This window comes from Mucilaginibacter sp. (genome assembly GCF_028288105.1).
Taxonomy (GTDB): Bacteria; Bacteroidota; Bacteroidia; order Sphingobacteriales; family Sphingobacteriaceae; genus Mucilaginibacter.
Genome location: NZ_JAQBOI010000028.1, coordinates 1 through 14,021 on the forward strand (window position 1 = coordinate 1; position 14,021 = coordinate 14,021).

A 14,021-nucleotide genomic window follows, 5' to 3' on the forward strand; every position below is an offset into this window, starting at 1 on the left:
GTACCTATATCACCGTATATTATTCCTAAACTAATAAGCAGCCCGGAGGCTGATAGTTTCTGCAGATCTTTATGATTTGACACTCTATTTTAAAAAGGATACAAAACTATTAAAAAAATCCATTTACAACTTAAACTATAATGAATCGTATAAGTCAGATAATAAACTAATAAAAACGTATTTTGTTAAAATTTGTTAAAACTATTTAATAAATTCATAACTATATCAATTGGTGAGCGCATTATTTATACTTTTGCAAAGAATATTTTAATATGGGTCGAAAATTTACTTTTGTTAATTCCTGGTTTACCGTAATTGCACTTGCAATAGCGGTGAATTTTGCGTTTGCGAAAGGGGTTATAGCGCAAAAGAGCGATACATCGTATATTAAAACGCTAAAAACAAAGTCTTCGAAAACATCATACCTTAAAAACGGCTTGCATTTAGCCTTACCACCATTAAAGCCAAATGCTGTTTCGACCGCTAAAATAAACCTTGCCCGGCCGGATGATAAGCTGTTAACCAACGTACAGGTATTTCCAAACCCGGTAACCGATCAGGTAATTAATGTTAAATATACCGTTTCCCGCAACGCATATGTCAATGTAAATGTGATGGATGTTTTGGGCAACAATGTACTTACCCTGCTTTCGCAAAGGGTGGATTTTGGCGATCAAAGCATCAGCTACAACATCAGCAACAAACTATCACGCGGTTTTTACTTCGTTAGGATAGTAGTTGGTACCGAATCGGTAAACAAAAGGATCTCGGTTCTTTAACACATATTCTTTTTAAGACGCGAAGTATATTTAGACGCGAAGTATCGCGTCTCTACGGGGGGCTCTCTTAAATTTAACTTTTCCCTTTTCTTCGGATATATAATTTTTAGCTTTGGCGTTATTCTATTCACTATATGAAAATAATAGCCATTGGCCGCAACTATGCCGAGCATGCCAAAGAATTAAATAACCCGGTACCTACCATCCCGGTGATATTCATGAAACCGGACACTGCCCTGCTTAAGGACAACAAACCTTTTTACCACCCCGAATTTTCGCAGGATATACACCACGAAATTGAGATAGTATTAAAGGTGAGCAAAGAAGGCAAGCATATTAATGAAAAATTCGCGGCAAGCTATTTTGAAGAAATTGCCCTTGGGGTGGATTTCACCGCACGCGATATCCAATCAAAACATAAAGAAAAGGGCCTACCCTGGGAGCTTGCAAAGGCCTTTGACAATTCGGCCCCGGTAAGTAATTTTTTACCGAAGGCTAAATTTGCCGATCTATACAACGTAGGCTTTAACCTGGATATTAACGGCGAAACCCGCCAGCAAGGCAACACCAAAGACCTTCTTTTTTCGTTTGAACGTATCATTGCCTTTGTATCCCAATATATCACCCTAAAAAAAGGCGACCTTATTTTTACCGGCACCCCCGAAGGTGTGGGCAAAGTGCAGGTAGGCGACAGATTGGAAGGATTTTTGGAGGGTGAAAAGCTTTTAGATTTTTATGTTAAATAAGACGTTTCATGCAAAGACGCAGAGACGCTAGGGTGTCATGGTGAACTTGTCGAACCATTCGTCGCTATGCAAAGCGATTAAGTCTTCGACAGGCTCAGACTGACAAAAGTAAAAATTGCGCCTTAGCGTCTTTGCGAGAAAATAATAAACAATTAAACATGTTGATTCGAACGGTGAGCAGGAAAATATTATTCAGTATAACAGCATTACTTCTTGCTGCAGCATTTACCCACGCCCAGGAGGCTATCCAAAGCAAGCAATATCCCAAAAACCAGTTTCGCTACCCCTTAGATCTGCCACCTGCCACAGCCGGTTCATTTGGCGAATTAAGGCCAAGCCATTTCCATTCGGGGCTGGATTTTAGGACCAATCGGCGTACCGGTTTCCCGGTGCATGCGGCGTATGACGGGTATATTTCTCGTGTACGCATACAATTCGGCGGTTTTGGCAAAGCGCTGTATATTACCCACCCTAACGGTTTTACATCAGTTTACGGCCACATTAATGGCTTTACCGACGCGGTTGAAAAATACATTCGCGATTATCAGTACAAAAACCAAACATTTGAAGCTGATATAGCCGTGCCTATTGGCCTCTTCAAAGTTCAAAAAGGCGATGTGGTAGCTATTTCGGGCAACCAGGGAGCATCCGGGGGCCCTCATTTGCATTTCGAACTACGGGACACCTTAACGCAGGAAACCATTAACCCGCAATTATTTGGTTTAACCATTCCTGATAATATACCGCCCGCTATTACCGCTATTGGCATATATCATTTAAACGGCAACCCCTTCAGCGATAAAACACCAAAAGAATTTTTAGCGGTAACTGGCGCAAACGGTAATTACCGCCTTTTAAAACCACAGGTGTTAAATATAAGCGGCAATACGGGTTTTGGTATAACCGTGTCTGATATGAACAGTGCATCGGCTAATCGCAACGGCATTTACTCATTGGAGTTAAAGCTGGATGGCATCACCATGTACACCTTCGCGGTGGAGCGTTTCGGGTTCGATCAAACACATGCCATTAATGCTTATATGGATTATCCGGCGTTTATTAGCAGCAGGCGTTGGGTGCAAAAGTGCTTTATATTGCCGGGCAGCCGCATCTCGCTATACCCGCAATCTATCAATCGGGGCATAATGGCTTTTAATGACGATGCCCTGCACGAAGTACAATACATTGTGAAAGATGTTGCAGGCAATACATCAACCCTAACATTAAAAGTAAAATCAAGTTCGGCTGCGAGCAGCTCGACACTTGAGAAACCGCTTGGTCAACTGTTTCGTTATAACCAAAAAAGCGAGTTTGCTAACGATAAGGTGAAAGTGACCGTAATGCCCGGCAATTTATATGACGACCTGGATTTCGTTTATTCGGCTATGCCTGCAAAACCGGGAGCATTATCAGTAACACATCGTATCCACAATAAACTAACACCCATACATGATGAGTACGACCTTTGGATAAAACCCGATATAAGCCTTGGTGCTTACGCCGATAAAGCAGTTATTGTAGGCACGGCAAGTGGCAGCATTGGCGGTTTGTATGAAGATGGTTACGTAAAGGCTAAGGCACATGCCTTTGGCGATTATTATATAAAACTGGATACAGTTGCCCCCGTCATCACCCCCATTAATATTCGAAACGGTAGTAATATGCAGGCTTTGAGGGCTATAAAACTACGTATGCACGATAACCTATCGGGTATAAAAAGCTATACAGGCAAAATTGATGGTAAATGGGTATTGATGGAGTGGGATTATAAAACTAAGGTATTAAGTTATACCTTTAATACCGATATTGCGCCCGGAAAGCATACTTTTGAACTGTCGGTAAGCGATAGTAAAAATAACGTTTCAACATTTACTGCAGAATTTAATAAGTAAAAATGGCAAACTTACAACCGGGCGATAAAGCCCCCGATTTTACAGCTAACGACCAAAACGGCGAAGGCGTTTCGTTAAGTGATTTTAAAGGCAAAAATGTTATCCTTTACTTTTATCCAAAAGATGATACCCCGGGCTGCACTGCCGAGTCGTGCGATTTCAGGGATAACTATCAGTCGCTTTTGAGCAAGGGTTTTGAAGTGATTGGTGTAAGTGTTGATGATGAAAAATCGCACAAGAAGTTTGAGACCAAATACAAATTACCTTTCACCCTTATAGCCGATACCGACCACAGTATTGTTGAAGCCTACGGCATTTGGGTAGAGAAAAACATGTATGGTAAAAAATATATGGGTACCGCCCGCACCACTTTTATTATTAATACCGATGGCATTATTGATAAGGTGATTGATAAGGTGGATACTAAAAACTCATCTCAGCAGGTGTTAGAACTGTTAGATTAACTGTGTTTATAACATTATAAAACAAAAACACTTTATATTTATTTAAAAGATAAATTTTAATAGATGGCCATTCAGGCAGAAGACGAAGAGATACTAAGCAAGTTTAGGGACGAAAAGACCCGCAATGAAGCTTTTAACCTATTGCTGAAAAAGTATCAGCAAAAAATATACTGGCATGTACGCCGTATGGTTATTGACCATGACGATGCCGACGATATTGTGCAGGACGTATTTATTAAAATATGGAAAAACCTGCCCGGCTTTCGTAACGATGCACAACTTTACACCTGGATGTACCGCATTGCCACCAATGAATGCATCACTTTTTTGAACAAGAAAAAGCAAAAGAACAATGTATCGCTGGATGATGTTGACTTTGAACTGGCCGATACACTGTCGAGCTCGGACCAATTTACCGGCGATCAGATCCAAAAGAAACTGCAGGAGGCCATACTTACCCTGCCCGATAAACAGCGCCTTGTATTTAACATGAAGTATTTTGACGATATGAAATACGAGGAGATGAGCGAGGTTTTAGGCACCAGTGTAGGCGCATTAAAAGCATCTTTTCACCTGGCTGTTAAAAAGATAGAGGCATTCGTTACCAATTCTGATTAAATTCTGTAGAATATTTAAATTAGCATTAAACCTTTTGAAACTTTATTCATCTATAACAGTGTATGAAAAGCGATATGGAGAATAACGAATGGGCGGACGAAGAAATGTCACTTAAACGGTTTTCGAAAGAAAACCCGTTTACAGTGCCATCCGGCTATTTTGAAGATGCCGGTCAGCGCATATTGTCTCTTGTTAAATTAAATGAATTAAAAAGTGATGATACGGCACAGGGATTTATGGTGCCACAAAATTACTTTGACGAATTAAACGCCAACATTCAAAGCAGAATAAATATAGAGAACCTTGCGGCTACCGAAGAAAAAGGGTTTACTGTACCTGAGGGATATTTTGAACAACTTACCAATAATATACAAAGCCGCGTAAACCTTGAGGCTGCAATAAATACCGAAGAAAAAGGATTTACCGTTCCCGAAAATTATTTTGAGAACCTGCAGCAGCAAATAATAAGCAGGATAGCCGTAGAGGAGATATTGGAAACCAATACCCCTGCCTTTGCCGTTCCTGATAATTATTTTGAAAAGCTTAACAAGGACATTTTAAATAAAACCGTTAACCAGGAAGTTGTACTGCGTAAAACTATTGTACGCAAGTTATGGGCTTCAAACACATTTAAATATGCAACCGCGGCTTGTTTGGCTTTAATTATAGGCGCCGGCGCGTTTTTAAGGGAAGCACAGGTACCGGTTACACATACACATACTTTTTTACATACCCAGTTATCAGAAGTTCCGGCTGATGAGATAAAAGATTATCTTGAGCTGCATTTAGATGCTAACGATACAAAAGGGTTAATGGACAACGAAACACAGATCAATACTGAAGCCCTGGACCAAGACCTGCAGGACTATATTGATATTAACTAAAATGAACAGACTGCTCAGATATATTTTTTTTATAGTAACCATTTTGGGTACCACAGGCGATGATATATTTGCCCAGGTAGCTAATATGCGTAGTGGCCTAAGGCCTTCCTCTAACCAACCAACCAGTCAGCTCAATCGTAGCGGTAGGGTTGGTACCAATAACGGTAAAACCAATAAAGGCAAAAAGCTTGAAGCAGCACGTAACCGTTTTATAAGCCAGCAACTTTCACTTACCGATAATGAGGCGCGCCGTTTTTGGCCGGTTTATACCCAGTATCAGCAGGAGCTTACCGCCGTAAGGGTTTTAAAACGCTTAAACAATTCCAGCGCATCTGTTAATGGTACCGAGCAGATAGATAAAGAAATAGCTTACGATAACCAACTGGTAACTATCAGGAAAAAGTATCGTGATATATTCCTCAAAATATTACCCCCCGAAAAAGTAAGCGAGCTTTATAAAAGCGAACGCGAATTTACCGACGAGTTGATCAAACAACTCAGCGAACGCAGTGTCCGTGCGGGGAATTAATTAATTAGTGATTTAGTGAATTAATGATTTAGTGATTGAAGTATCGCTTAGATCGGTGGTTTTTTGTATGATTGGTTATTTGGTCAATCACTAATTCAGTCTAATTAGTGATTTAGTGATTGATGCTTAAAGTATCGCTTAGATTGCTGATTTTTGCATGCTTGGTTTTCCAATCACTAATTCACTCAATCAATAATTCACTAATTAAAAATGCTTACCCTTCGCCAGCTTTTCCTTAATAATAATGCACAAACAACGCATTTTCCCCTATTATTGGAGTTTGAACGCGCAGAAGGCGTATACATGTACAATAGCGAAGGCAAAGCCTATATCGATCTGATATCGGGCATTGGCGTAAGCAACCTTGGCCACAGCAACCCGTACGTAATTAACGCTATAAAGGATCAGGTTGATAAATACATGCACCTGATGGTCTACGGCGAATATGTACAAACCCCGCAGGTGCGCTTTGCCGAGAAACTGGTAAGCATATTACCCTCAACATTAAATTCTGTTTACTTTACCAACTCGGGTGCCGAGGCGGTTGAAGGCGCTTTAAAGCTGGCTAAACGTTTTACGGGCCGGCAGCAGATAGTTGCATTTCATAACTCCTACCACGGCAGCACCCACGGCGCTTTAAGCGTTATGGGTAACGAAGAATTTAAACAAGCTTATCGCCCATTATTACCGGGTATAAATTTCATCAGCCTTAATAATTTGCCAGACCTGGAATTGATAACAGAGCAAACAGCCTGCGTTATTCTCGAAACCATACAAGGCGAGGCTGGTATTCGTGTGCCCGATGCTGCCTACATGCAGGCATTACGTAAACGTTGCACCCAGGTAGGCGCTTTATTAATATTAGACGAGATACAGGCCGCTTTTGGCAGAACCGGGAAACTATTCGCTTTTGAACATTTTGATATCGTACCAGATATACTCCTGCTGGCCAAAGCACTGGGTGGCGGCATGCCTGTAGGCGCTTTTGTAGCGTCGGCGGATGTGATGTCGGCATTTAAAGAAAATCCAATTCTGGGGCATATTACCACCTTTGGCGGTCATCCGGTTTGTTGTGCTGCCGGCCTGGCAGCATTAGAGGTTTTATTAAATGAAAACCTGATAGAACAAGTTGCCGGTAAAGAAACAATTATAAGGCAACACCTCACCCACCCAGCTATTAAACAGATCAGGGGCAAAGGCTTAATGCTGGCCCTGGAGTTTGAAAGCTTCGAACTGAACAAAAAAATAATCGACCGCTGTATAGAAAATGGTGTAATTACCGACTGGTTCCTGCATTGCAGCAATTCTATGCGCTTAGCCCCTCCGCTCATTATTACTAATGAACAGCTCATTAATGCCTGTAAAATAATTACAGATGCCATTGATTTTCACCAAGATACGGCGTTTTAGCAGACCTCCCTCCTCCTTTGCATTTTAATTATAATTAATATTTTAACTGTAAAAAGAAAGTTACGGCATTATTTTTCGTTTTATTGGTATAGTTTATGCATAATGGTATGTGCCCATATAAATTATGCCATCAAACTGCATAATTACTGTTTTACAGGTCACAGGTGCATACTTTTCGGGTCAGGGCTGTTCAAAATTTAATTTTACGACAGCCGGCTAATATTAAATGATAACAACTTCTGCTATATAACATGAAAATCGCATACATATCAACTTATCCGCCCCGCGAATGCGGTATTGCAACTTTCAATTATAATTTAATGAACGCTATCAACGCAAACTTCCCCGAAAGGAAAGACCCTTTGGATGGTGGGTTTGTAGTTGCACTTAACGATTCGGAAAACGTACAGGAGTATGAATACCCGGCTGCTGTTAAATATGTTATCCGCCAGGATCATCAAAAAGATTATATACGTGCTGCCAACTTTATAAATACAAGTTCGGTTGACGCTGTTATATTAGAACACGAGTTTGGTATTTATGGCGGCGAAAGCGGTATTTACATTTTGCCTTTAATAAACCGGTTAGAGAAACCGTTGATATCCATCCTGCATACTGTGCTTAAAGATCCCAGCTATGTGCAGCGTATCATTATTCGCGAAATTGCCGAGCAATCGTCAAAAATAATTGTAATGAGCAATCGCGCGGTAGAATTTTTGACTACCATTTATGATATCCCTGCCGAAAAGATCCAGATAATAGAGCATGGCGTTCCGGATCTGGAAGCACCTGAAGTTAACCCGGTTAAAAACTTAAGTCAGTTTAAAAACCACCGTGTATTGCTAACCTTTGGTTTGCTAAGCCGTAACAAAGGTTTAGAAACAGTAGTTAAGGCGCTGCCAAAAATAGTGGAGAAACACCCCGACGTGATGTATGTGGTATTAGGTAATACCCATCCCGGCGTTATTAAAAGCTCGGGCGAAGAATACCGCGACCATTTAAAAACCCTGGCCGCATCGTTAAAAGTTTCGCAACATTTATCATTCATTAACAAATTTGTAGCCGAGGACGAGCTGATAAATTACCTTACAGCGGCCGAGGTTTATGTTACACCATATTTGAACGAGGCGCAAATAACCAGCGGTACATTGTCATACGCTGTGGGTGCAGGTGCCGCGGTAGTATCAACCCCTTACTGGCACGCTACCGAATTATTGGCTGATGGGCGTGGCCGTTTATTTGATTTTAAAAACGCTGATAACCTTGCAGAAACAGTTAACGAGTTGTTGGATGATGAAAACGTGCTTAACGAGCTTAAAGAAAATGCTTACGAATATGGTTTGCATTTACGCTGGCCTGCAACAGGTGCCGAGTATATAAAGATTGCGCAGGAAGCCGCCGCAACGCACGATTTCAGCGATAAAATATTAAAGAACAGCATTGTTGACCCCGAGATATTACCCCAATTTAGCCTAACGCATGTTTTGCGCTTAACTGATGATACCGGTATTGTGCAACATGCAAAGTATGGTATCCCCAATTTAAAAGAAGGTTACTGCCTTGATGATAATTCCCGTGCCTTAATTATGGCGCTAATGGCTTACCAGCGCAGTAAAAGCAACGACGCCTTTAAGCTGATGCCAATATATCTTAGTTACATCCACTATATGCAAACGGATGATGGAAATTTCCGTAATTTCTTAAGCTTTAGCCGTCAATACCTGGATGAGGTAGGTTCTGAAGATTCCTTTGGCCGTACAATTTGGGCATTGGGCCACCTGATAAGCTGCGCCGCAAGTAACTCATACCGCGAGTTCGCGATGGAAATATTTCATAAATCGTACCCGCACTTTAAAGCTCTAAAATATATTAGGGGGCAGGCCAATACTATTATTGGCATTAGCTTATACCTACAAGCCTACCCTACTGATGAAGGCATGCTTGCCGAGTTGATACGCTTAACCCAACCTTTGATAGATGCTTATGAAACTACCCGGTCTGATGATTGGGAATGGTTTGAAGAAAGCATGACCTATGATAATGCTATCCTTCCGTTGGCTTTATTACACTCGTGCGAAATAACCGGCAATCAAAAAGCAAAGAATATAGCTTTAAAAACCATGGCGTTTTTAGATAAGCTTACTCTATCTAACGGCTATTTAAGCCCGGTAGGTAACGATGGCTGGTACTATCGCGGTGGTAAATTTCCCGCGTTTGACCAGCAGGCTATTGAAACTATGGCTATGGTGCTGATGCATTTCCAGGCTTACAAGATCTTCCACAAACCGCAATATATCGAGAAAATGTTTTTGAGTTATAAATGGTTCCTGGGCGAAAACACGTTGCGTGCGCCATTGTATGACTACGAAACAAAAGGCTGTTGCGATGGTTTATTGCCAACAGGTATTAACCGTAACCAGGGCGCAGAAAGCACATTGGCTTACCTTATATCTCACCTTACCGTATTAAAAGCTTTTGAGCTTGAATACGAGTATAATAAGCTGAACCAACAAGTAAATATGTGTTAATGAAAGCTGCGATTTTAGCCCCCGTTGCCTGGCGCACACCGCCCAGGCACTACGGCCCATGGGAACAAGTAGCCTCAAATATTGCTGAAGGACTGATAAAGCTTGGTGTAGATGTAACCCTTTTTGCCACAGGCGATTCTATCACAGCAGGTAAGCTTGTATCTATTTGTGAAAAAGGTTATGAAGAAGACCACTCACAGGATGCAAAAGTGCTGGAGTGCCTGCACATTTGTAACCTGATGGAAAGGGCAAGCGAATTTGATATTATCCATAACAATTTCGATTTTTTGCCGCTTACTTATACAGGGTTGATCAATACGCCGATGATAACCACTATACATGGTTTTTCATCGCCGCGCATTATCCCGGTTTATAAAAAATATAATTCGCGCGGGCATTACGTATCTATCAGTAATGCCGACCGCAGCCCGGAATTAGAATATATGGCTACTGTTTATAACGGATTAGATACCAAAGACTTTAAGTTTACCGAACAGCCAAAGGATTACCTGCTATATTTCGGTCGCATTCACCATGATAAAGGCCCTGTGGAAGCCATGGAGATAGCCAAAAAAGCCAAAAAGAAATTATTTATAGCGGGTATAATTCAAGACGAGAATTATTTTAAGGAGAAGGTGGAACCGCAACTGAACGAGCAGATCCAATACATTGGCCCGGCCGGTCCTGATAAACGTAACGAGCTTTTGGGCAACGCCCTTGCCTTGCTCCATCCCATTAACTTTGCCGAGCCCTTCGGCATGAGTGTTGCCGAAGCTATGCTATGCGGAACCCCGGTTATCGCTTTCAATAAAGGCTCGATGCCGGAATTGATACAGCATGAAAAGACAGGTTTTTTAGTGGATACTGTTGATGAAGCTGTAGATATGATAACTCAGCTTGGTTCTATCGATCGCAAGTATTGCCGCGAATGGGCAAATTCCCAATTTTCTAAAGAGAAAATGGCCGCTGATTATTTGGGGTTGTATAAGCGGATATTGGGCGATTAGCTACCTTACGTACCTACGGCACGCAATTTTGTTTCATTTCATAGCTACCGACCTGTTGCTCCTACGGAGCATTAAGATTATATTCTGCGTTAGGGATTGAAGCGGATACCGGCCTGTGGTTAATGCCTGTGCAGTATGAGTGCAAAGCCCGGGCCGCAGGCAACGCCCATAAAAAACTTGTCATTCTGAACGTAGTTGAAACATCTAATCGCCTTGCTATGAACATGAATAGATTCTTCGTTCTCGCTCAGAATGACAAGCACGTTATGCCGCTACACCGCATTCCATTTAACCTCCTTTAATCCATCCCGTCTTCTTTAAACTTTGCTAACAGCTCATCCAAATCAACCTCAGCAAATGAGGTGGATGAATCTGAGATACCATAGGGAATGATCAGTTTGTTATTATGCACCATCGATCCGCATGAATACAGTACATTAGGTACGTAACCCTCACGTTCATCGCTATTTGGCACCAATAACGGTTCTCTCAACCGGCCTATCTCAACAGCAGGGTCATCAAGCTTTAACAAGCTTGCACCCAACACATAGCGGCGCATAGGGCCAACGCCATGGGTGATAACTATCCAGCCATCTTTTGTTTCAATTGGCGAGCCGCAGTTACCTATTTGTACAAATTCCCAGGTAAATTTAGGCTCTTGCAACAATACAGGCTTCTCCCATATGTTTATCTTATCCGAGTACATGATGTAATTATTGCAGCCATCAATACGGGATATCATTGCATACTTACCATTTATTTTACGTGGGAACAGCGCCAGGTTCTTATTTTGTGCTCCGGCACCATACAAAGGCATTATCTTGAAGTTATAAAAATCGTTTGTTTGTAGCAGCTTAGGCATAATCAATGACCCATCATAAGCGGTGTAGGTGGCGTAGTAAACAGATGTACCATCGTCATTTAAAAACTGTACAAAGCGGGCATCTTCAATACCCTTGCGCTCATATTCAGATATCGGAAAAATTACCCTGTCGGATATATCTGTATCTAACGAAAAAACTATCTCATAGTACGAATCGGCCAGCCAAAGTACTTTATCATACTCCAGCCGCATCATATCGTCCTCCTGCAGTTTCTGCGAATCCAATATAATACGGCGCAGGTTAGAGTATTCAAAATGATGGTCCAGCTTATCTTCTAATTCGTGTAATACGCTGATATTTATTTGGGTAATGGCGGCTTTTTCAAGGAACAGCTTTTTATTATAAACCGCGTTACGTACAATTTCGGCTTCATCAATATAGCTACCTGCGGGTAAAACGGTAATTTTGTTCTCTTTATCAATCATCGCCCTGCGAAATGTGATAGAGGAGATATGCCCCTCGCCCACTGCCCTAAAGCTGATAATAACCCGCCTTTGCCCGTCTTCCATTTCGGTTTGGTCCGGGTCTTCCACTATAGAGGGGTTAAAGAACGCCGCCGATTCAATTGAATATTCATGCGTAAAGTATGATCCTATCAGCAATTTGCGATACACGGTAAGTGTATCAAAATCAATACCCAGTTCGGTAAAAAGCGGCTTAAGTTTGCTGCAATGGCGGTTAAGCACGCGGGTAATATTACGGTGACGTTTAGAGTACTCCTGCAGTAATGGCGATACTATGCCAAAGGCGGTTTCTTCTGTAATGCCCATTACACGTTGTAAAACTTCTTTAGCCCGGTCATTACCATTAAAAAAAAATCTTGCAATTACACGTTTAGGATCGGGATTTACTCTTATTGGTTTTCGTTCTATAGAAAGTCTCATACTAAAAAATACATTTAATCAATAACACCATGCTTGCTAAATTGATTTGAACAATTTCACAAACCTTATTATATACTGTAAATATTACAGTTAACTACTCAAATAACCATTTAAAATTTAATTTTTGCTGATTATTCTAAAAGGACGCACAAATTTTAGACCGCGATATGCACTAAGGTTTAAATCATGCTGTTTCTTTTGATGAGATAGGTTTTCAATATCTCGTTATAACCCTGCTCAATATCGGCATCAACCAGTTGAATGTGGTGCTGGGCACACTTCAGCTCTAATTGGTGGCGGTAATTTTTTAATGCAAACTGATAGCTGTCGCGAATTTTATTAGGATGTACGCGTACTTCACTTCCCGTTTCTATGTCCACAAAATGGTGCGGGCGGTTATCAAAGTTAAAGTCTATCTCTTTTTGTTTGCTGGTAACATTGAAAATGATCACCTCGTGCTTTTTATACTTTAAATGTTGGATGGCCGCGAAAAGCTGCTGTGTTTTCTCGGGGTTGAGGCTATTTTCCAGCATGTCGCTAAAGATTATCACCATAGACCGCTGATGTATTTCTGCGGCAACATGGTGCAGCACCTGCGTAATATTGGTTGCTGTGTTTTGCTTTGGGTTATCGTAAGCCTTTTCCAGCTCGGCATATAAACGGAACAGGTGGGTTGATGTTGAACGTGCGGGGCTCATCCAATCCATTTTATCAGAAAACAGGCAAAGCCCAAAAGCATCCCTCTGTTTTTTGAACAGGTACATAAGCGAAGCTATCGCGTAAACCGAGAATTGCAGCTTATTAATACCCTCTTCAGGGAAATTCATACTTGACGAAGTATCCAACAGTAAAAAGCAACGCAGATTGGTTTCTTCCTCAAACTGTTTTACAAAAAGCTTATCGGTACGGGCAAACAGTTTCCAGTCGATATTTTTTACAGACTCGCCATTATTATAAAGCCTGTGCTCGGCAAACTCTACCGAAAACCCATGAAACGGACTTTGATGCAAACCTGTTATAAAGCCCTCTACCACCTGCCTGGCAAGCAGTTCCAGGTTGGCCAGTTGCCGTATATGTTGGTCGTTACTTAATGTGGGCATAATGCCAAGTTAGTAAAGTTTAACGCTTATTTACTGCGCTTATTTTAAAACCGGGTATATATTGCCGCCTGTAAAACATGGTTGAAGTAACTGCTGGATACCTGCTGCACAAACTGGTTAAGATAACCAATTTCAATATCGGCTTTTTTATGCAGCCGGTACCCTACGGCCACGTAAGCACGGTTTTGGTCAAAGAAGTGATTATTAACCTTATGGTTGTTTTGCACGTTAGCGAAGATCTCGTTCTGTAAACCCAGGAATGGGCCTCTGGTAAACACCTCTGTTTTTTTAAACGG

At 41.4% G+C, this 14,021-nt stretch carries 13 protein-coding genes; 10 read left to right on the forward strand and 3 right to left on the reverse strand.

From position 1 onward, the window contains the following. Positions 1-272: 272 nt before the first annotated feature. The 10 genes from JWQ85_RS01580 (at position 273) to JWQ85_RS01625 (ending at position 10,857) form a co-directional block, all read left to right on the forward strand. On the forward strand, positions 273-779 hold the full coding sequence (locus JWQ85_RS01580; RefSeq protein ID WP_299462903.1) for a T9SS type A sorting domain-containing protein: 507 nt from the start codon (positions 273-275) through the stop codon (positions 777-779). Positions 780-913: 134 nt separating this feature from the next. Beyond that, positions 914-1,525, forward strand: a complete 612-nt coding sequence (locus JWQ85_RS01585) for a fumarylacetoacetate hydrolase family protein (RefSeq protein WP_299462906.1) — start codon at positions 914-916, stop codon at positions 1,523-1,525. A gap of 158 nt (positions 1,526-1,683) precedes the next feature. Continuing rightward, positions 1,684-3,417, forward strand: a complete 1,734-nt coding sequence (locus tag JWQ85_RS01590; RefSeq protein WP_299462909.1) for a M23 family metallopeptidase — start codon at positions 1,684-1,686, stop codon at positions 3,415-3,417. A 2-nt stretch (positions 3,418-3,419) separates the two neighbouring features. Further along, complete coding sequence (bcp, locus tag JWQ85_RS01595) at positions 3,420-3,881, forward strand: thioredoxin-dependent thiol peroxidase (protein ID WP_299462912.1); 462 nt, start codon at positions 3,420-3,422, stop codon at positions 3,879-3,881. A 63-nt stretch (positions 3,882-3,944) separates the two neighbouring features. Continuing rightward, positions 3,945-4,499 carry a sigma-70 family RNA polymerase sigma factor gene (locus JWQ85_RS01600; RefSeq protein ID WP_299462915.1) on the forward strand — a complete coding sequence of 185 codons (555 nt, stop codon included), beginning with the start codon at positions 3,945-3,947 and terminating at the stop codon, positions 4,497-4,499. Positions 4,500-4,561: 62 nt separating this feature from the next. Then, positions 4,562-5,383 carry a hypothetical protein gene (locus JWQ85_RS01605; protein WP_299462918.1) on the forward strand — a complete coding sequence of 274 codons (822 nt, stop codon included), beginning with the start codon at positions 4,562-4,564 and terminating at the stop codon, positions 5,381-5,383. Between the two features lies 1 nt (position 5,384). Then, complete coding sequence (locus tag JWQ85_RS01610) at positions 5,385-5,912, forward strand: hypothetical protein (protein ID WP_299462921.1); 528 nt, start codon at positions 5,385-5,387, stop codon at positions 5,910-5,912. A 210-nt stretch (positions 5,913-6,122) separates the two neighbouring features. Continuing rightward, positions 6,123-7,322: an aspartate aminotransferase family protein gene (locus tag JWQ85_RS01615; RefSeq protein ID WP_299462924.1), complete on the forward strand. Its 1,200-nt coding sequence runs from the start codon at positions 6,123-6,125 to the stop codon at positions 7,320-7,322. A 251-nt stretch (positions 7,323-7,573) separates the two neighbouring features. Next, the gene (locus JWQ85_RS01620) at positions 7,574-9,850 is read left to right on the forward strand and encodes a glycosyltransferase family 4 protein (protein ID WP_299462927.1); all 2,277 of its coding nucleotides are present in this window, start codon (positions 7,574-7,576) and stop codon (positions 9,848-9,850) included. After that, entirely contained in the window at positions 9,850-10,857 is a 1,008-nt protein-coding gene (locus tag JWQ85_RS01625) for a glycosyltransferase family 4 protein (RefSeq protein ID WP_299462930.1), read from the forward strand. The genes JWQ85_RS01620 and JWQ85_RS01625 overlap by 1 nt, the downstream gene beginning before the upstream one ends. Before the next feature lie 298 nt (positions 10,858-11,155). On the opposite strand, the gene JWQ85_RS01630 is transcribed toward JWQ85_RS01625, so the two are convergent. The 3 genes from JWQ85_RS01630 to JWQ85_RS01640 all read right to left on the reverse strand — a co-directional run. Further along, positions 11,156-12,625 carry a glycosidase gene (locus tag JWQ85_RS01630; protein WP_299462933.1) on the reverse strand — a complete coding sequence of 490 codons (1,470 nt, stop codon included), beginning with the start codon at positions 12,623-12,625 and terminating at the stop codon, positions 11,156-11,158. 179 nt (positions 12,626-12,804) lie between these two features. Further along, on the reverse strand, positions 12,805-13,725 hold the full coding sequence (locus JWQ85_RS01635; RefSeq protein WP_299462936.1) for a DUF58 domain-containing protein: 921 nt from the start codon (positions 13,723-13,725) through the stop codon (positions 12,805-12,807). Between the two features lie 44 nt (positions 13,726-13,769). Continuing rightward, on the reverse strand, positions 13,770-14,021 hold a 252-nt coding region (locus JWQ85_RS01640), incomplete at its 5' end, for a DUF2490 domain-containing protein (RefSeq protein ID WP_299462939.1).

Coding starts and splice junctions, on each gene's coding strand:
- JWQ85_RS01580 (WP_299462903.1), top strand. CDS start 273: ATGGGTCGAAAATTTACTTTTGTTAATTCCTGGTTTACCGTAATTGCA.
- JWQ85_RS01585 (WP_299462906.1), top strand. CDS start 914: ATGAAAATAATAGCCATTGGCCGCAACTATGCCGAGCATGCCAAAGAA.
- JWQ85_RS01590 (WP_299462909.1), top strand. CDS start 1,684: ATGTTGATTCGAACGGTGAGCAGGAAAATATTATTCAGTATAACAGCA.
- bcp (WP_299462912.1), top strand. CDS start 3,420: ATGGCAAACTTACAACCGGGCGATAAAGCCCCCGATTTTACAGCTAAC.
- JWQ85_RS01600 (WP_299462915.1), top strand. CDS start 3,945: ATGGCCATTCAGGCAGAAGACGAAGAGATACTAAGCAAGTTTAGGGAC.
- JWQ85_RS01605 (WP_299462918.1), top strand. CDS start 4,562: ATGAAAAGCGATATGGAGAATAACGAATGGGCGGACGAAGAAATGTCA.
- JWQ85_RS01610 (WP_299462921.1), top strand. CDS start 5,385: ATGAACAGACTGCTCAGATATATTTTTTTTATAGTAACCATTTTGGGT.
- JWQ85_RS01615 (WP_299462924.1), top strand. CDS start 6,123: ATGCTTACCCTTCGCCAGCTTTTCCTTAATAATAATGCACAAACAACG.
- JWQ85_RS01620 (WP_299462927.1), top strand. CDS start 7,574: ATGAAAATCGCATACATATCAACTTATCCGCCCCGCGAATGCGGTATT.
- JWQ85_RS01625 (WP_299462930.1), top strand. CDS start 9,850: ATGAAAGCTGCGATTTTAGCCCCCGTTGCCTGGCGCACACCGCCCAGG.
- JWQ85_RS01630 (WP_299462933.1), bottom strand. CDS start 12,625: ATGAGACTTTCTATAGAACGAAAACCAATAAGAGTAAATCCCGATCCT.
- JWQ85_RS01635 (WP_299462936.1), bottom strand. CDS start 13,725: ATGCCCACATTAAGTAACGACCAACATATACGGCAACTGGCCAACCTG.